This window comes from Altericroceibacterium endophyticum (genome assembly GCF_009827595.1).
Lineage (GTDB): Bacteria > Pseudomonadota > Alphaproteobacteria > Sphingomonadales > Sphingomonadaceae > Altericroceibacterium > Altericroceibacterium endophyticum.
This window is the reverse complement of the sequence record NZ_WTYT01000001.1, coordinates 763,440-780,170: the sequence shown is the minus strand read 5'-3', so window position 1 is coordinate 780,170 and position 16,731 is coordinate 763,440. Positions and strand designations below refer to the sequence as shown.

Annotated in this window: 25 protein-coding genes; 7 read left to right on the top strand and 18 right to left on the bottom strand. The window is 57.1% G+C overall.

The annotated features are described in order from the left end of the window. Nucleotides 1–3: 3 nt before the first annotated feature. Nucleotides 4–174 (top strand): hypothetical protein, encoded by a 171-nt coding sequence (locus GRI91_RS03820; RefSeq protein ID WP_160735259.1) that lies wholly within the window; start codon nucleotides 4–6, stop codon nucleotides 172–174. Here the strand turns inward: GRI91_RS03820 and GRI91_RS03815 are convergent. The 4 genes from GRI91_RS03815 to GRI91_RS03800 all read right to left on the bottom strand — a co-directional run bounded on the left by GRI91_RS03815 (nucleotide 147) and on the right by GRI91_RS03800 (nucleotide 1,784). After that, nucleotides 147–383 (bottom strand): GapR family DNA-binding domain-containing protein, encoded by a 237-nt coding sequence (locus tag GRI91_RS03815; protein WP_160735258.1) that lies wholly within the window; start codon nucleotides 381–383, stop codon nucleotides 147–149. The two genes, GRI91_RS03820 and GRI91_RS03815, sit on opposite strands and share 28 nt — an antisense overlap. 75 nt (nucleotides 384–458) lie before the next feature. Then, nucleotides 459–848, bottom strand: a complete 390-nt coding sequence (locus tag GRI91_RS03810) for an ogr/Delta-like zinc finger family protein (RefSeq protein ID WP_160735257.1) — start codon at nucleotides 846–848, stop codon at nucleotides 459–461. Continuing rightward, nucleotides 848–1,324, bottom strand: coding sequence for a hypothetical protein (locus tag GRI91_RS03805; protein ID WP_160735256.1), 477 nt, complete (start codon nucleotides 1,322–1,324; stop codon nucleotides 848–850). The genes GRI91_RS03810 and GRI91_RS03805 overlap by 1 nt, the downstream gene beginning before the upstream one ends. Nucleotides 1,325–1,517: 193 nt before the next feature. Continuing rightward, nucleotides 1,518–1,784 carry a transcriptional regulator gene (locus GRI91_RS03800; RefSeq protein ID WP_237437618.1) on the bottom strand — a complete coding sequence of 89 codons (267 nt, stop codon included), beginning with the start codon at nucleotides 1,782–1,784 and terminating at the stop codon, nucleotides 1,518–1,520. Nucleotides 1,785–1,880: 96 nt separating this feature from the next. Between GRI91_RS03800 and GRI91_RS03795 the strand changes: the two genes are divergently transcribed. The 6 genes from GRI91_RS03795 (at nucleotide 1,881) to GRI91_RS03770 (ending at nucleotide 5,565) form a co-directional block, all read left to right on the top strand. Next, nucleotides 1,881–2,549 carry an XRE family transcriptional regulator gene (locus tag GRI91_RS03795; RefSeq protein ID WP_160735254.1) on the top strand — a complete coding sequence of 223 codons (669 nt, stop codon included), beginning with the start codon at nucleotides 1,881–1,883 and terminating at the stop codon, nucleotides 2,547–2,549. A gap of 142 nt (nucleotides 2,550–2,691) precedes the next feature. Further along, nucleotides 2,692–3,216: a DUF2939 domain-containing protein gene (locus GRI91_RS03790; protein ID WP_160735253.1), complete on the top strand. Its 525-nt coding sequence runs from the start codon at nucleotides 2,692–2,694 to the stop codon at nucleotides 3,214–3,216. Further along, a complete protein-coding gene (locus GRI91_RS03785) occupies nucleotides 3,206–3,640 on the top strand; it encodes a PH domain-containing protein (RefSeq protein WP_202385423.1) in 435 nt (144 codons plus the stop codon). Before GRI91_RS03790 ends, GRI91_RS03785 begins: the two co-directional genes overlap by 11 nt. Before the next feature lie 299 nt (nucleotides 3,641–3,939). Continuing rightward, nucleotides 3,940–4,761 carry a hypothetical protein gene (locus GRI91_RS03780; protein ID WP_160735252.1) on the top strand — a complete coding sequence of 274 codons (822 nt, stop codon included), beginning with the start codon at nucleotides 3,940–3,942 and terminating at the stop codon, nucleotides 4,759–4,761. Continuing rightward, nucleotides 4,742–5,044 carry an STAS-like domain-containing protein gene (locus GRI91_RS03775; protein WP_160735251.1) on the top strand — a complete coding sequence of 101 codons (303 nt, stop codon included), beginning with the start codon at nucleotides 4,742–4,744 and terminating at the stop codon, nucleotides 5,042–5,044. The genes GRI91_RS03780 and GRI91_RS03775 overlap by 20 nt, the downstream gene beginning before the upstream one ends. A 116-nt stretch (nucleotides 5,045–5,160) precedes the next feature. Then, nucleotides 5,161–5,565: a hypothetical protein gene (locus tag GRI91_RS03770; protein ID WP_160735250.1), complete on the top strand. Its 405-nt coding sequence runs from the start codon at nucleotides 5,161–5,163 to the stop codon at nucleotides 5,563–5,565. Nucleotides 5,566–5,579: 14 nt separating this feature from the next. On the opposite strand, the gene GRI91_RS03765 is transcribed toward GRI91_RS03770, so the two are convergent. The 14 genes from GRI91_RS03765 to GRI91_RS03700 all read right to left on the bottom strand — a co-directional run bounded on the left by GRI91_RS03765 (nucleotide 5,580) and on the right by GRI91_RS03700 (nucleotide 16,727). Beyond that, on the bottom strand, nucleotides 5,580–6,650 hold the full coding sequence (locus GRI91_RS03765) for a phage late control D family protein (RefSeq protein ID WP_160735249.1): 1,071 nt from the start codon (nucleotides 6,648–6,650) through the stop codon (nucleotides 5,580–5,582). After that, the gene (locus GRI91_RS03760) at nucleotides 6,650–7,036 is read right to left on the bottom strand and encodes a phage tail protein (RefSeq protein ID WP_160735248.1); all 387 of its coding nucleotides are present in this window, start codon (nucleotides 7,034–7,036) and stop codon (nucleotides 6,650–6,652) included. Before GRI91_RS03760 ends, GRI91_RS03765 begins: the two co-directional genes overlap by 1 nt. Next, nucleotides 7,026–9,167 carry a phage tail tape measure protein gene (locus GRI91_RS03755; RefSeq protein WP_160735247.1) on the bottom strand — a complete coding sequence of 714 codons (2,142 nt, stop codon included), beginning with the start codon at nucleotides 9,165–9,167 and terminating at the stop codon, nucleotides 7,026–7,028. Before GRI91_RS03755 ends, GRI91_RS03760 begins: the two co-directional genes overlap by 11 nt. Then, complete coding sequence (locus GRI91_RS03750; protein ID WP_160735246.1) at nucleotides 9,164–9,292, bottom strand: GpE family phage tail protein; 129 nt, start codon at nucleotides 9,290–9,292, stop codon at nucleotides 9,164–9,166. The genes GRI91_RS03755 and GRI91_RS03750 overlap by 4 nt, the downstream gene beginning before the upstream one ends. An 8-nt stretch (nucleotides 9,293–9,300) precedes the next feature. Continuing rightward, complete coding sequence (locus GRI91_RS03745) at nucleotides 9,301–9,630, bottom strand: phage tail assembly protein (RefSeq protein ID WP_237437617.1); 330 nt, start codon at nucleotides 9,628–9,630, stop codon at nucleotides 9,301–9,303. A gap of 71 nt (nucleotides 9,631–9,701) precedes the next feature. Next, on the bottom strand, nucleotides 9,702–10,211 hold the full coding sequence (locus GRI91_RS03740; protein WP_160735245.1) for a phage major tail tube protein: 510 nt from the start codon (nucleotides 10,209–10,211) through the stop codon (nucleotides 9,702–9,704). Nucleotides 10,212–10,257: 46 nt separating this feature from the next. Next, on the bottom strand, nucleotides 10,258–11,409 hold the full coding sequence (locus tag GRI91_RS03735; protein WP_160735244.1) for a phage tail sheath subtilisin-like domain-containing protein: 1,152 nt from the start codon (nucleotides 11,407–11,409) through the stop codon (nucleotides 10,258–10,260). An 11-nt stretch (nucleotides 11,410–11,420) separates the two neighbouring features. Then, nucleotides 11,421–11,810 carry a GPW/gp25 family protein gene (locus tag GRI91_RS03730; RefSeq protein WP_202385422.1) on the bottom strand — a complete coding sequence of 130 codons (390 nt, stop codon included), beginning with the start codon at nucleotides 11,808–11,810 and terminating at the stop codon, nucleotides 11,421–11,423. Then, complete coding sequence (locus GRI91_RS03725; RefSeq protein WP_160735243.1) at nucleotides 11,807–12,346, bottom strand: phage baseplate assembly protein V; 540 nt, start codon at nucleotides 12,344–12,346, stop codon at nucleotides 11,807–11,809. Before GRI91_RS03725 ends, GRI91_RS03730 begins: the two co-directional genes overlap by 4 nt. Nucleotides 12,347–12,481: 135 nt before the next feature. Then, the gene (locus tag GRI91_RS03720; RefSeq protein ID WP_160735242.1) at nucleotides 12,482–13,078 is read right to left on the bottom strand and encodes a winged helix DNA-binding protein; all 597 of its coding nucleotides are present in this window, start codon (nucleotides 13,076–13,078) and stop codon (nucleotides 12,482–12,484) included. 312 nt (nucleotides 13,079–13,390) lie between these two features. Further along, entirely contained in the window at nucleotides 13,391–14,197 is an 807-nt protein-coding gene (locus GRI91_RS03715; RefSeq protein WP_160735241.1) for a hypothetical protein, read from the bottom strand. A 225-nt stretch (nucleotides 14,198–14,422) separates the two neighbouring features. After that, the gene (locus GRI91_RS03710; protein WP_160735240.1) at nucleotides 14,423–14,719 is read right to left on the bottom strand and encodes a hypothetical protein; all 297 of its coding nucleotides are present in this window, start codon (nucleotides 14,717–14,719) and stop codon (nucleotides 14,423–14,425) included. Further along, entirely contained in the window at nucleotides 14,716–16,398 is a 1,683-nt protein-coding gene (locus GRI91_RS03705; protein ID WP_160735239.1) for a phage head spike fiber domain-containing protein, read from the bottom strand. The genes GRI91_RS03710 and GRI91_RS03705 overlap by 4 nt, the downstream gene beginning before the upstream one ends. After that, the gene (locus GRI91_RS03700; RefSeq protein WP_160735238.1) at nucleotides 16,398–16,727 is read right to left on the bottom strand and encodes a hypothetical protein; all 330 of its coding nucleotides are present in this window, start codon (nucleotides 16,725–16,727) and stop codon (nucleotides 16,398–16,400) included. Before GRI91_RS03700 ends, GRI91_RS03705 begins: the two co-directional genes overlap by 1 nt. Nucleotides 16,728–16,731: the final 4 nt, after the last annotated feature.

Here is a 16,731-nt window from a genome sequence, read left to right as displayed (position 1 = left end):
GGTTTGGGCCGTCAGGCGCAGGCGCTCGCCGCAATCGTCGCAGAGGGCGCCGTAGCGGGGATGCTGCGCCCAACCGGGCGGCAGATGCGGGCCGTGATGCGAACGCGCGCAGCGGCCGCATTGGTGGATGATGGGGAGGCGCTGCATCAGCCGATCCCCAGCGCGGCTTTGTAGGTCTCGAGAATGCACTCCATCTCGCGCCGGTCGTCGGGCTGCATTTTGCGCAGGCGCACGATCTGGCGGAGGATCTTCACGTCGTAACCAACGGCCTTCGCCTCGGCGTAAACCTCTCGGATATCGTCGGAGATATTCTTCTTTTCTTCCTCAAGCCGTTCGATGCGTTCGATGAGCAAGCGGAGGCGGTCATCAGTTGTTGCGGCCACGGGGCACTCCTTCCTCTGATGGGGATTGTTTCGGTGCGGCAGGGGCCGCGATGTATGGGGGAAAGCAGGCGCCGATCAGGGCGGGGATTTGGGATCCTTGCCACCCAGATTATCGAAGATCGTCATCTGGTTCGGATCATGCGCGTCCTCTGCCGTTGCCACGCTGGCGGGAGGGCCGGGGGCGTAGGTCTGGCGCGGATAGTCGGAGGGCGCACCGGGCAGGTTGAGATCGGGCCGGTGAATCGCCGAGGGACTGATCACGAATTCAAAGGAGAGATGCATCCGCCAGGTCATGCCGCAGGAGGTGTTGGAACAATGGACCCACAGCGTCTTGACCAGATCGGTCACATGCTCGCTGCCTTCGATCCGGCCATTGGCGTGGCAGACCGGGCAGATCACACTGCCCCGGCGCAGCCGCGTGTGGTGGCCGGCCGGGCGCGAGGAAAGGGCACCTTCGCCCGCCATCAGCAATCCCCTTCGGCCCGCGCGATCAGGGCCGCGCGCAGCTCTGCAGCGATTTCAACAAGCCGGTCCGCCGGTGCGATGCGCTTCTTCGCTTCGCGCGGCGAGACGTCCTGATCATCCGCCAGATCGGTGGCGAGGCCAGCGATCAGATCGCCCGCCTTTTGGGAAAGGCGCGCAATGTGCCGGTTCCATTCGCCTTCACCGGGCAGGGCATTGGGTAGCGGCACCAGCACGAAACCCTGCCGCCGCGCCAGATGGCGGGTCATCACCGGATGGCTCGCCTGCCCATGCGTCACCGCTTCGAGCTGTTCGATGACGCGGGCGGGCATGGAATCGCGCTCATGCTTGGATTGATAGCGGCCAAGCTGGCTGGTGGAGAGATCGGTGATGTCCGAAGCAGGCTCCAGCCCGCCGACACCCGCGATTAGCTCGCGCGCCTTATCGGCCTGCAATTGTTCCTGAACACTGAGGGTCATGCGTGGCTCCGCAGGCAGAGAGGGGAAGTTTTGGCGCCTTCTCCCGATGACGGGCGGGCAGGAGCGAAATAGGAGGGAATGGGCCGGACAGATCGGGGTTGTGGGGTCAACGCTCCGCTGCCCGGCCCAAAGTGGTCGACCCTCTTGACGGGAGAGGAGGGATGGGCCGACCGAAAAGGAAAGAGAGGAATTATCATGCAGACATCCCCGCGCGGCGATCGAGACCGTGCCAGCGCACTTCTGGCGCTGGGGGATAGTCACGCGGATAAATGTCAGGCCGCAGATCGTGGCGAGAAACACCGTAGAGGCGCTCGGCTTTCAAGACATATTCCGCAGGCAAACGCTTCGATGACTGCAGCCACTTCCAAACGGTTGGCTGAGAAATGCCTAGAGCTCGAGCAAGGGCACTCTGAGATCCCGCGATCTGAACGAGCCAGCTAAGAGCTTCATATGGGGTCATTGGCTTAGTCATGACTATTGGGTATAGTTATCGCTATACCTCGTCAATAGAAAAAACTAAGGCGCGTTTCTATACCCCTTTCTATAGGGTGCGCCGATGACCGTTGGTGACCGCATCCGTGAACGCTTGGAGGCGCTCGAAATGTCGGGTGCGGAGTTGGCGCGCCGTGTTGGCGTCAAACAGCCGACCATATCCGCACTCATCTCCGGTAAAACACGAAGTTCGAGCTATCTCCATGTTATCGCTCGCGAACTCAAAACCACTCCCGAATATCTAACCGGTGAGTCGGATGAGGCTGACGATTTTGACCCACAGTCTAAGCCTCGCCGTGGCAAGGTGCCTAAGCTGGTCAATGATGACATCGTTGAAATAGCGGAAATCGATCTTCGATACGGGCTTGGTGGGACATATCTCGATCAGCCAGTTGAGGAACAGAGGCGGGCATTCTCCCGCTCGTGGATCCGCCTTTTCACGAACGCCAAGCCGGAAGACCTGTTCTGGAGCAAGGGGCAAGGCAACTCCATGGCGCCTACGATCGAGGACGGCGAGGTCGTCCTGATTGACCGCGGCCAGATGAGCCCCGAAATGTCCGACCTGATCTGGGTCTTCGCTTATGGCGATGTAGGCATGATAAAACGCCTCCGCCCCAAGCCTGATGGTTCGGTAAAGATCCTATCCGACAACCAAAACGTCCCCCCCGAAACTGCCGTGGATGGAGAAATCCACATAATAGGCCGTGTCGTTGCGGTACTGAAGACGGTTTAACTAAATTGTAAAATAAGCTGAAAGCGTCGGTCGGATGATTGACTCTGTTCATCCATATTTACACTGATGGTTGTTGCTGTAAGTAATCATACTTAGGAATGCTTGCCACTTAGGTGGAACCTGAATTCTCTGAGGGGGGAGAATGTCTAAGAAACTTGTGGTTGCCATTATCGCTGTCGTTCTTGCTGCATCTGTTGGTTGGTATTTTTTGTCACCCGCTTACGCGTTGGGCAAGTTGCGCGATGCAGCCGTCGAGGGTGATGTAGCTTCTTTGGAAGCCCGCATCGACTTCGCTTCGGTTCGTGAATCGCTTAAATCTCAATTGAAAGCTTATCTCGTCGTAGAAATGGAGCGCGAGGATGCAGGCGGTCTCGAGGCATTTGGCGGAATAATCGCGATGGGTGTGCTCGATCGGATGATCGACGGACTTGTAACTCCCGAAGCTATGGGAATCATGGTTGCCCGAGGCCAATTCAAAGGGGGGCAACAGTGGAGCGAGAGTGAAGGAACTTTCCCCGATTGGACGATTGAACGGACCGACTTCGATCATTTTCGAGCTGTTCCGAAGGCTGAAAAGGATAGCGCTAGCATGGTGTTCACGCGAGATGGCCTCGGATGGAAATTGACTAAAGTGGTCATTCCGGACGTCGGGTTGAATGCAGGCTGAAGCTGCGTCTTTATTTGAGCATATTGGAACTGAGATTATGTCAGCTGTAGCGCACCCATTCATGGGCAAAGTTTTTGTGGGGCACCCAGTAAAGATCGGTACAGCAAGTGAGCTCTATTCGCCTTTGCTGATGGAAGGCGAAGAGGTCGAAAACGAATTCAAAGGAGTCCGCGACGGGGCAATTTTTACCAGCAAACGTCTGATCGTATATAACCGGCAGGGGATAACTGGGAAAAAGATTGAGTTTTCGAACTTCCCCTGGCGGTCCATCACTGCATTCTCTGTGGAGAATTCGGGGACTTTCGATCTTGATGCGGAAGTCAAAATCTGCGGCTCAGGTTGGGGTGTTTGCGAAGTGGTTTTCACCAAAGGTACCGACGTTCGTGCGGTGCTTCGCTTTATGAACGGCAAGGTTTTCGGGTAACTATTTGGTTTGCTATGAATCAGAAAGTTAGCCTCCCGATCGGTGTTGTCACCAAGCGATTTCAGCGGCGAGTTCGGCAGAGAGAGAAGCGTCATCGAAATCGCAATGGTCAGCGCGAGTGGCCGGCTGCACGGGCTCGTTATGGATCAGATTTTACGCGGCTTTTGGCTCCTCGCGAAATAAATCTCTTAGGGAAAACGGCTAGGCAGCAAACTCTAACGTTTTGCAGAAAGATTCGAGAGGCTTATCTCCAATCGCATCGAAACGTAGTCTTGGATTTTTCGCAAACGAAAAAAATCATGGCGATCGGAATGCTAGTTGTTGTTGCCGAAGTCGACCGTGCACAGCGAATGGGAAGAGCCGAGCAGCGAATTGTCTGCAAGCTACCGGATGGGGATTCAACGGAAGCAGAGATCGTAAGGCAGGTTCTAGATCAGATTGAGTTATTGCAGCGGACATCACATGCGCAGATTCATTCCGATAGAACGAGCTTTGATGATAGTGTTAGACACTGGCGATATGCAACAGGAACGCGGGTAGACGAAGAGCCTGGGGACGTTTTGGATGAATATGAAGGTCGTGTTGCCCCGGCATTAATGGAGAAGATGCAAATTGGCCTCGTCGAAGCAATCACGAACAGTCTGCATCATGCTTATCAAGCTGGCCGTCTCGACAATTGCAGAGAATTTCGAGAGAGGCGCTGGTGGATGTTCACTCACGAACTTGACGGAATGCTCCAAGTGATCGTTTGTGATTTAGGTATCGGAATTTCTCGTTCGCTCCCGATGAAATGGGATCGTAATATACTGAAAAAAATAAGGAATTTTTTTAGATTCCTACCACCTGACCTCGCCTCGATTAAGACTGCACTGGTATTGGGTGAAACGAGTACGGAAGAAACAAATCGAGGCAAAGGCATGCATCAGATCTGGAACGCTTTACATGAATCAGACGTTGGTGGTGTTGTCATAATGAGTGGTAGTAGCCATCTTGCTTATGATGCTGAGGAGGCCGAGACTGCGGAAGGTAATTATGATACCTCACTGCTGGGGACATTGATTTCTTGGAAAGTCTCGGTAAGCGATGCTGCAAGAGAATCGGATGGTGGAAATTGTGATTGACATTGCAAAAGATTTCTCTCGTGCCCCAGCGGGGCGCTTCGTCAGTGATGGGCCTAACTCGGGTGAACGATTCAGAGAGCAGTTTCTATTACCCGCGCTGCATAACAATCAGCGCATGGCGATCAACCTTGATGGAACGAGAGGGCTTGGCTCCTCTTTTCTAGAAGAAGCTTTCGGTGGCTTGAACCGTGCCGGGTTTAGTCGAGATATTTTGTTGAAATCGCTAAAATTGATTTCAAGAGATTCTTCGTTGGTCTCTGAGATTCAAAGCTACTGGCAATAGGTGACTGGCCCCTGGATAAAGTAGTCCAGTTTTCTTTCGCAATCACCGCACTTGTAACGGTGGTTGGTTGGTTTGTTGTGGCAAACATGGCAGATCGGCGAGAGTTTCGAAAGGAAGTGCGTGAACTAGTCCGTGAATTGCGTGGCCGCACAGATGCTCTCAAGATTTCAGCCAGAGAATATTGGTTAGGTCCGGATCCCAAGCTAAGAGCGTTGAAGGCGTCTAAGCTGAAATCAGAGATTCAAAGTTTGTCCCGCCATTTGCGCGTCTTGCGAGAGGTGGGTATCTCGTTCGACGATCAGGATCTGATTGAAATTCGACAATTAGCGACCGGCGCCCCATTTGAGGAAAGAGGGTGGCGTCGTAGCGCTGCCGTATATGATAGGATTACTGATCTCTCTAATTCTATCGAAGAGCTTCTCGAAGCGATCGATATATCATTCTATGAGATATTCCCTCCCCACCGCCGCCGAAATTGGTGGCAAGTTTCTATTCCCGTATTGTTGCTGTTTTGCCTCTAATTGAAAATGAAGTTTCAAGACTCCATTTGTCTGATATTCGATAAGCTCATCAGCTTCAGCGAAGTCCCAAGGCCGCCACTTGCATCGAGCGTGTGGCTCGCCTCTTCCACTAGCCACGCAATGCCATCGATCTCGCTATCCCACCCTGATAGCGTCACGCGCTGGTTGGGTTCAATGCCCGGATCGCCAAGCGCCATTTCATAGTCGAACTGATAGTGCCCGCGCTGGGCTTTGCGGCTTTCTGCCTCGGCACATTGCCGCGCTTCGGCCTCGCTGGCGAAGCTGCGTTTGATGCGCTTCGGATTGCTGTCGGCACCTGTGGTGACCGTGCGCTTCCTCCCCTGATCGCGGTCATGCCATTGCGCCTCGGCCCCGTCATGCTCCTGCCGATCGGGAATAAGAAAGCGAAAGCGGCTGTTCGCCTGGCGGGTGAGGGGGAGACTGCCGAAGCTTTCGCCGGCGGTGTTGGTCTGCGCACCGATGGGCAGGAAGATTAGCGCACCCGCCTTCACCGTGGCTACGGCGTCGAAGCGTTCGCCCAGATCGCGGATGAAAGCGGCATCGCTCTTCGCAGCCTGCTCGATCGCGGTAATGACGAGGCTCGCCAGATCAGGATGGATCCGCGCGGTGAGGCCGTTGATGCGGGCGATCTCGCCAAGCAGTGTGCCCAGCGTCGTCTCGTTCCAGCTCCGGTCGCGACGCGTGCGATAGGTGCCGGTCAGATCGGCCGAGCGGGCACGGATGGTGAGGGTGTCGGGCGGGCCTTCCTTCTCCACCTCATCCACTTTGAAGCGGCCCTTGGAAATCAGGCCAGGCATGACATCGCGCCCGCCGACCCAGCCCAGAGCCAGATCAATAAAGCGCCCGCGTTTGACCGGGGCGAGCTCTCCATCATGGTTGGAGAGGGTGATTTCGAGCCGGTCGGCCTGTTCCTGCAGCCGCTCGGTCAGCGAAAGCGATATCAGCCGGGGGACACGCTTTTTTCCGTCCAGCGGCAGCGCGCCGGGATTGAGATGTGGCGCGATGGTGTCCGCAATATCGGTGCCGTCGATTACCAGGCTGAAGCCCGCGCGATTGGCGAGCATCAGTCGACCCTCTGGAGATCGAGCGCGAAGTCATAGCGCCGCGGCCGACCGCCCTTGATGATGTTCTGCTCGCGCGTGTCGAGCGCCATGATGATGAAGCGGCCGAGCACGGTGCCATCGCCGCGGGCGAGCGAATGCTCCTTCCCACTATCGCCCATTTCGCGCAGGCGATCGAGATCGGAATAATGGCCGGCGAGTTCGGGCACCAGAACGCCGTTCAGCGTAATCGTGTCGCTGCCCGGCCCGGTGAATTGCGCCACGTCCCGCGCGCCGTAACGGGCGGTGCGGCCATAATTCCAGTCGGTTCGGCGTTCGAGATCCTGATAGGAAATCGTGTCCATGCCAAAGGCGAAGAGGCCGAGCGCCAGAAGGTGATCACTCGCCATCGTAATAGGCACTCCGCTGATCCACGCCCCGGCGGCGTTCGATTGTAGTGATGATGCGGTTGGCCAGCGCTTCTGCATCCTCGCCCGGCTGCTGTTGGATCTCTATGCGGCCGATATGAAGCGCGGAGGGCGGGGCTGATGCAGATCCCCGCTCACCGGCGCCACGTGCAGGCTGCCAAGCGGGCGCAAGTCGCAATTTGGGCGGGGCCTGAAGGGCGCGTGCCCCCATGGCCGATGAAAGGTTGCCCAGCGCGGCCAAAGGGCGGCGTGTGCCGCCTTCGAGCCCGCGCGCCAGCCCTTCGGTCATATAGCCACCCATCTGCATGAAAAGCCGGGATGGTGAATGGATGCCGAAGAAGTTCTTGAAAGCGGTGATGCCCGATTTCGCAATGGCAATGAGCTTTTTGGAAAGGATCCCACCTGCCGGGCCAAGCCCGGAAACCAACCCCGTGATGATGGCGAGACCCGCTGTCTTGAACCAATCTGGCAGACCGGTGAAAAAGCTCTTCACCTTTTCTATTCCGGCATGGAAGATGACGCTGATCGCGTCCCAGTGTTTCGAAATGAGCGCCACGGCTATCCCCAGGGGGCCAAATAGCGCGGGGAATTTCTGGAAGGTCTGCTTGATCCATTCCCATACGCCCAGCATCATTTGCCAGCCTGATGCGAAAGCGGCCTTGATGCTGTCCCAATGGGTGTAGATCAGATAGGCGGCTGCGCCGATCGCAACAGCCACAGCGGCGACCAAAGCGATGATGCCGAGCAGGGGCAGAAGCCCCATGCTGAGTGCCCCGGCCACTGCCGACAAAGCGCCAAAGACTGAAATCAACCCGCCGATTGCGATCAGAACCGGGCCAAGCAGAGCCGCAATGATTGCTGCCCAGACGATGAATTCCTGCAGACCGGGCGGCAATTTACCGAAGGCTTCGAGCAGGGAGGTAATGGCGTTGACGACCGGGGTGAGTTTGGGCAGCAACCTGTCGCCAATCGCCACCTTCAATTCGTCCCATGCCGATGTGGATGCCTTTAGCCGATTGGCTGTGCTGTCCTGTGTTCGCAGAATGTCCCCCTGGGCATCGGCAAGTTGCTCTTGGATCAAAGCGAAGCGGGCCTGCACCTTGGCGCCTTCGGTATATTCGCCATTGAGCTGTTCAAGCCCCATCGCCTGCGCCTTTGCCTTCACTGTCGCATCGGAAAGGAGGACGCCGACGGCGCGCAAGGGTTCGGCTTCGCCAATCAAGCCGGAGAAGATCTTCTGCTGCGCTACATCGTTGCTAAGATTTTTGAAGCTCGCCAGATCCTGCGTCAGCAGGGTCAGTTCCTTGCTCATTTCGACAGCTTTGCCGCCGCCGACCTGTTTCTTCAGAATATCCTGATAGGCCATCGACATGGCCATCATTTCCTGGGTGGAGCGTTCGAGAAGATCGCCGGTTTCGACCGACCAGGCCCGCATTTTTTTGGCGGAATTGCCGAAGGTGACTTCAAAGGCGGATTCCAGCTCGGCCGCATCGCTTGCCGCCTGAAATGCAGCGTTGCCGAGCGCGGCAAGCGGGGCGGTGACGCCGATGCTGGCTTTGACGCCAGCACTGCTGACGCCCGACCCCATGGCGCGCAGCTTACGCGCATGGGCATTGGCCTTGTTTAGAGCCTCCAGGCGCTGCTTCTGCTGGGCCAGTTCACCATTCGCCTGGCCAAGACGGGTTGCCAGAGCGCGTTGATCTGCGCTGAGATTACGTGTGTTGATGCCAGCGTCAGAAAGCCGGCTGCGGCTGTCGCGCAGGGTTCCATTCTGTTTGTCGAGGCGGGTTTCCAGCTGTTCCACCTTTCGCCGAGCAGCCTTGAATTCCTTGCCAAGTTGCTTCGTCGGGGCTTCGGTCTGATGGAACTCGCGGCCGAGCTGCTCTGCGGCTTGTTTGGCTTCCCTTAATTCAGCCTCAGTCGCCCTGGTGGCTTTCTTCAGTTTCCGGAACTGGTCAATCGTCTTCTGGGTCTTTTCGAGACGGCGGATTTCCGCATTCGTCTCTTTGAGATCGCCGCTCAGTTTCTTCGAACGACCGGATATGCCCTTCAGCGGTTCGCTGAGCTTATCCAGTGCATCGAAGATGATTTGCAGGCGGAGCGATTTGTTCATCGCGGATCTCTGTGCAGAAGTTCCAGCTTGTCGATCGCCCGCCTTTCCCAGTCCCCCAGCTCAGCCAGGGACAGCGTTCCCATGCTTTCGAGCGACCAGTGAAAGGCGAGGGCGATATTGGCCATGGCGTCGCTTAGATCGGCAGGGATTCGGGCCTCGTCCCCTCCGGCAGCAAAAAATTTGCGATTTCCGTAGCAAGGGCAAAAAGGTCGCAGGAACGCAGCGCTTCGATTTCCTGCGCCAGAAGCGGTGGGTTGGAAATACGCGGCAGCAATTTGACCAGCGCATCGGTATCAAGCTTGGCGACGTCGACCATGGAGAGACCGCGCATCTCGCCGGCGCGTGGCTCACGCAGTTGCACTTTCGTGATTACCTGTTCGCCCCGTTCGATGGGCTGGGAAAGTAGCACCATGCCGGGCGCTTCATCTGGGGTGGTGTCTTCACTCATCGCGGCTTCCTTCAATCAGCGCGGCTTTTCGAATGTCCGCCAGACGGGAAAGCCGCGAAGCCCCGCCTGGCGAACCTGGTTGGAAATCAGCCGCCGATGGCAGCGCGGATCTGGGCGTAGCGATCGACGCCGCCGACCTTGTAGATGCCGGCGATCATGTCGATTTCGAGCAGTGTGGTGCCGTCGACGATCTCCTTGTAATAGGAGAGCGCGGTTTTCAGCTTCTTCTCTGTATCGTCGCCCGGTTTCCAGGTGCCGCGATCAAGCTCTGTGTGCCGGCCACGCATGACCAGCTCGACCGATTTGACGCCGCCATCCTGATCGGACTGAAAAGCACCCATCGCGCGCAACATCACGCCGTCGATCGCCAGCTCGCCCATTTGAGAAACGACCTGAGAGACATAGCCTCCGAGCGTCCATTCGAATTCCAGAGCCTCCAGCCCGTTGTCGATTTTGACCGGGCCGAGCATGCCGCCGCCGCGCCAATCCTCCGTTGCATGGCTGATGGTCGGCGGTGTGAGTTCGCCAATCTCACCCATGAAGCTGACGCCTTCATCATAAAGATTCATATTCTTGAGCTTGTGCGGCAGGCCCATGGCGGGGATCCTTTTCTATGTCTGGAAAGCTGAGGAGGGCGCGTGATTAGGCGGCGACGAGATCGGAGAAACTGGCGTAATAGCGGTCCGTAATCCGCTGATTTATCGTCAGACCTTCAAGCGGGGCGGCGGGCGTGAAGTCGAAATCCACCGTCAGCCGTCCTGCGGCGAGATCGCCATCGCTGTTGAGTGCCGGATCGTACCAGGCGTCGCCGCCGATCAGCCGTCCTTGGGCGATGAGGCGGCGGAAGCGGGCGCGGATGGTTTCGACGATATCGTTCACCAGCACGCGGGTGAGCGGCTTATCCTGGGCCCAGGCGAGACCGGCGGCGATTTCATCTTTGAGCACCTGCGCGGTGCGCACCGCGCTTTCAAAAGCGAAGAGCGGTTCGTCGCTCATGGTGCGGTTGCCCCAGAAGCGGAAGCCGTCGCGGCGGATCAGCGTAGTGATGCCGGCCGCGTTCAGGGTCTGCGCGTCATTGTCGCCGCCAAGGAGATCGAAGCCAATATCACGATCGAGCCCCGTGATGCCGGAAACGGCAACGTTGGAGAGCGTCTTGTGCCATCCGATTTCCTGATCAATCTTCGCGCGCAGGCCGGCGGCGCGGGCGATGGTGTCTCCGAGAAATTCATGGGCGAAGCGTGGCCAGATGAGCATCAGCTCGCGGTCGCTGAAATTGTCCGCATAGGTGAGGGCGTCGGCAACATTCTCGCCTTCACCCTGCGCATAGACTATGCCGCGCAAACTGCGCGCGATGGGAAGCAGGGCCGTGGTCACGGGCTGTGTGTCGAGACCAGGCGCGACGAGGATGCGAGGCGAAAAGCCGAGCTGTGTCTGCGCGGCCAGAAAGGCCTGCATTCCGGTATAGGTGTTCTGTGCATCCACCGTGCCGATCAGCTTGGTGTCGTTCTCTTCGGGGTCATCCCCTTCGGCCACGCGCACGACCACCAGCACCGGGCTGCATTGATCGGCAATCGCCTCCAGCGCGGGCTTTAATGTGCCGCCGGTGCCGGCCTGGCCAATCGCCTTGCGAATATCGGTAACGAGGACCGGCGTATCGAGAGGGAAGGTGGCTTCCAGATCAGCTGCCTGATCATCAGCAGCGCTGGCGGTGCAGAGCAAGCCGATGATGGCGGTGGAGAGAGCCTCGATCGGGCGAGTGCCGGTGATGCGTTCATTCACCTTGATGCCATGCATATGCAGATCCTTCAGCTGGCGGAAACGGGCGAGGCGCCGCCCGTGCGGATGGGGATGGAAAGGGTGATCCGCTCATTGGCGCGGGGAAGATCGGTGCGTTCGCCTTCGATCTGCACGCCGACCTGGCCGGATGCGGCGCCCTCGAAGTCGAAACGGAAGCGGCGGGCCTTCAGGCGCGGCTCCCATTTGCGCAGGGCGGTGTCGCTGGCGGTGATGAGCAGGAGGCGCGTGGCGCTGTTGAGCGGCTGATCGAGGAGATCCATCAGCATCGATCCGTAATCGCGACGCATGATGCGCGTGCCGATCGGCGTGGTGAGGATATCGCCCACGGATTGCGCAAGATGATCGGCACCCGAAAGCGCTTTGCCGGTCTGGCGGTTCATGCCGGTGGTAGCGCTCATTCCTGCGGCATGCCGGAGATGCCGGCCCCCGGCTGCACGCCGAGATGGCGGTGCTGTTTAAGGCTGATGCCATCGGCGAACACATCGCCTTCCACCCGAACATCGCCGATAATGGTCACGCCGCCATCGCTTTCGATGCGTGTAGTGGCGTCCGGCGGCAGGGTCAGGTCGAGATGGTGGTTATCGGCATCGTAGCCAATCTCCGCCCCATCGGCGAAGCGAATGAATTCGCGGGTGTCGGTGGCAGGCGCGGGATAGTCTGCGCTGTAGAGCGCTCCGAAGGGCACGGCCTGGGCAATGTCGCCATCGGGGCAGAAAAGCAGCACCTGCTCGCCTTCGCTGGGCGGGCTCCAGATAATGGTCTCGCCCGCGCGCAGCACACCCCAGCGAATGAAAATGGTGGTGACGCTTTGCCGATCGGGGTCGCCGATTTCGACCTGGCAACGCGCGCTGGCGCGATCGACGGCGATGATCCGGCCGATGCGGATCAGTTGGGATGGGTCGCCTGTATGGCCGGTGGAGCGCGGGATGGACATGGAGCATGCCAAGCGCATTGCGCCCGCGTGCTCCAGCAAGGCCCCTCGTTGGCGCCAGCGGAACGAGGGCAAGTGTCGTATCTGTTTGCTGTTAGGCGAAGATAGCTATTGTCATCGCAGCTGGAACATAGGCAATCAGGCTGTCGCTATAGCTGAGCGTTCAATACACAAGTCTTCGCGGCTAGGGGTTTCTTGCAGAATTAGCTGGAAATAGTTTGCCATCGCGCGGAGGGCCTCATTGGTCAGCTTTATGTGCCGTCGGCGCTTATCGGTTGGGTCGTTTTCCCTTTCAATCAGCCCTAGTTTTTCCAATTCTTCGATGTGTCGGAGCGCGGTGGTTGGTGGAACCTGCGCCGCCAGGCACGCAGATGAGATTGAAATCTGCTGCTGCTTTATCTCGGCCAGTGTAAGATCCAGCAAAATATCCCACGCCGGGTCACGGAAAATGTCCGCAGAGAAAAATCTGTTCCGCTCGCTACGCTGAAAGATCAGCCATTGGATTATCCCAACTCTCGGAAGCGGGTGCGCAACGCTACGTCTACCTGGTACCTCCAAGATTGAAGAGTAATTCTGCTCCAGATCTTGAGCACGAGATCTAAGATTAAAAGTACTATCGGAATGCGTTTGAGCGGAAGATTGGTTTCTTTCGAGACGACCTATCACCGTTTCCAACCGATTGACTAAAGTTGTGAGTACATGCCCAGCAGCCACGTCTTCGCTTGGTTTTTCCAAGATAGCCCCCTCTCTATAGCAGCGAAACAACTGTTTGATTTCGCAAGGGTACTTTAAGTAGTAGGCTGTATTTTGGTCAAACTTCTAATTTCAAAGTAAGTCCGAAACTGCTCCACGTTCAATCGAGAATGGAGAAAATTCGCTTTATAAACAGAGCTGTAAATTATTCCGAATTGCATCCGAATTGGATTCAGATCTCTCAGATATGGTGAATAATTGGTAAACGACTCACTTCGCCAGAGCGTTATTTTGCCTTTCTGGCACGGCATGTGGCGGTTGGATTCGGAACCTGAATACGGCAATCGAATCTGATCAATAGATTGTTGTAGCAAGCCTGACTAAAGCATGGCTTCCGCTAGCGGACCGTCTGATTTCCAACCCGCCGAACTCTTCACTGGTGAGGTGGATAGTTTTCATGACTGGCCCATTCGCAATCAGCCATTCCACGAGCCGGATTATCATGAGGCTCTGGCGATCTGACAGCCGAATGAGCGTAGCTTGCTCGATTTCGAGCTCCTGGCCGATATAGACTGAGAGCCCCTGCGTGCACAGTGAGCCATACTGGTCCTTATACAGCCGGCTCAATGCCGCCACTGGAAAGATATGGTCAGTGTTCCACTGGGTCACTTGTTTGCGAAACAAGCCAGGTTCAATCAGGTTGCCAGATGAATTCCACAAAATCGCCCTAGTGTTCTGAAGGGCGCTCAGTTCCGCTGTGAGGCTGGCAAGCGCACGAACGATGGGAGGCAACGCTATGCTTGATCGAATAAGAGGCCCTGGTTCGATCACCAGAGTATTGAGAGTAGCGACATCAAGCGATGCTTTATCGTCAAAGCCGATGACTTTCTCGTAAATTGACATCGTAGCAGCATCTAACGGTACTAGGCCGCGTACGATAAAGCTGAGGCCAGCGGATATGATCTCCAACTCGGTTGTACCATCGAATAATGCGTCACGCTGGTCAGGGTCAGCATCGTTTGAACAGCTCACCACGGATCCCACGAACACACTGCCTATCGCGCTTGCGAGCGTTCTGATTTCGGCAGCAGTCAGCTCATCTTGAGGATCAAACAGGATCCTGGCGGCAAGAAGGGGCGATTTTCCCCTGCCTAACATCAAGCTGTACCCGCTTGGTCACGCGAGCGTTGCATCAATACATAACACCTGTTCTGAGGCATGAGATAATTAAGAGTACCTTGCGACCGATAAGTAAAGTATCATGCAGATCCTGCAACATTGTAGAGATACCTGTTTTGCAGGTTCTGGATGACAAGCTAGCAAAAAGTGTGAATTTGCCTGTCAAAGCTTGCTTTCGCTGGTGACTGGCAATGCCGTGTTTGCGCTCTAAACTGTTTCGGAAGTCAGCAGCTCTTCGAGCGCCTCGGTCGCAGCCGCCTCATCCGGAAAGCGCAGGCAGTGCTGGGGATAGCCGCCGGCAATTTCACAGGCGGGCGTCGCCGGCAGGATCACATAGCCCGCTGCATCGAGCGCGGCGAGCAACTCTTCCGAAATCCGGTCCTGCGGCACATTGATATGCACGCCCGGTTCGCTGCCGGTGACGCGCGGAAAGCCGTTCTCCTCGGTTTCGGTGGCGCTGTAGGTCGCAATGGTGATGCGGGTCATGTAGCCGGGGAGGTTCATGACAGGCTTCCTTCCACCATCGCCTCTATCTCCGCCTGACTAAACCGGCCTTTCCGAACAGATGGTCGAAGTATGTCGGATTTCGCTGCATAATTATTGTCGATGTTTGAACCAATGCGGAGCATGTCCAGACCGGCTGGATGCGGTCTTGCCAACGAATCCGCCCAGGTAAAGGTCCCAACCTGCAAACGCCCAGCTCGAAACTCTCCGTGCTGCCTTGCCAAGATCAGACTGAACTTTTCCCCCACTGTAGCAGTTCCGGTCGCCCCAAAATAATAGCTCCCATCACCATTTCGTGCATAGGCCGCGCAAACGCCATTGTCGGAAATATAGAGACTTAAACGATTGTTTGTCGTCCCGTCATCAACCTGAGCGAGAAACTGGTACTGACCTGATAACAAAAAGGGGTTTGCCTCGACCCAAAAAACATAGTCTTCATCCGCATTGATCGGGCTGTCATAGACCAGCTCTTGCGCCGTGATGCTGGCGGCGACGCCTTCTGTCGTTATGAATTGGCCGGGCACAGGTCCTTCGACCCGTTGTGCATGGTGCAAAACAATACCTTCGCCACCTGCGGCCGTATAGTCAGGCGCTCGCGCTGTGCTGGCGATCTCCAAGCTTGGGTAAGACCCCAGGATCATTCGCCCAGAAACATCAGACTCAATAGTATGGCCCATGGCCCAGACATGCACAGCCCCGCCGCCGAGTTTTTGCACACCCTTGCGATCTGGGAAGTTATCAAACGCGATAGCGCCGTTCTCCAGGTCCACCACGAAATAGTAATCGTTATGCAGGAAGCCCCCGGACGGAGATATTTGCAGGAAGCGATGCCCTGCTGTCTCAATGATGTAGCTATCAGTGTAAAGCGAATTGGCGTGGAGCCATGTGTTGTGACTGAACGCCTTAGGACCTGGGCCAGCATCGGGCGCTATCACACTGGCAGGGCCGAATAGGCCCTCTACCGTTCCGGCTTGAGAATAGTTCGTCTTGTTCCATGACGCGAAGTAACGTGTGGGTATGTCATTCGTCATCGGCCCATAAAACGGCGCGCCTCGGCCCGGCAGGATGATCGGCTCATGGCTCCGGAAACGATGAAGCTCGCCGTTAGCGTCGATGTCCCAGCATTCACCAGCGCGATAGCTGGTGGCGCTGACTTGTTTCAGGACGACGTTGTCGAGATAGACATCATTCGGATTGCCGACAGATATACGTTTGAAACCCAGCGATCCGGCTGTCCGAATGTCATACGTCTCGAACCCTCCATCGAGTATTTTGACGATTGATTTGCTGGCAGAGAATTGCAGGTAGGCTGCGCCACCAGTCAGGGTTTCGGCATCGACGGAGAGCACGAACCGAGAGCCAACAGGCAGGCCGGCAGGGTCTTGAGCCAAAATAGCGTAATCACCGTCAGGGGCGTACATACGTGCGCGCCCATCCACCACGCTAGTGACTGACGTGCCTTCGTCATTGATGCCCCACCCGTTCAGGCCATCGCTGAAATCGCCATTGACGATCAGATTGCCCGAAAGCGGGATGGCGAAGTCGCGGGTGAGATGGCTGCCAGAGCGATACCAGCCCTGCGCGAAGTCGAGGGCGAAATCCGCGCCGGCGAGGGGCACTGTCAGCGCGGCTGCGGGATAGCCCCAGCAGGTGCCATAGGATCCGAAGCCATAGGCCATTATTCGCTCCAGGCAGCCCAGCTCAGGCGATAGCTGCCGGGGGCGAGGGTGAAGGGACGGGGCTGATAGGGTTCGAGCACCAGAAAGGCGCTGGTCGGATCGAGCTCCACGGGATTGTCCGGATCGGCAAAGCTGCGCTCTGCGCGCAGATCAACGCGCATCTTCTCGGTGGGATAGAGAAAAAGCACGGCATTGCCCTTGGACGCGATCACATCGCTGGCGGTGTTTGCGGGCAGAGACTGCTGCCCGCCGATCGCGGGGAGTGCGGGCGCCGGGGCGCCGTTGCCGGCGCCGTCAAGCCAGAGCGAGTGGAGGGAATAATCGAGCATGGAG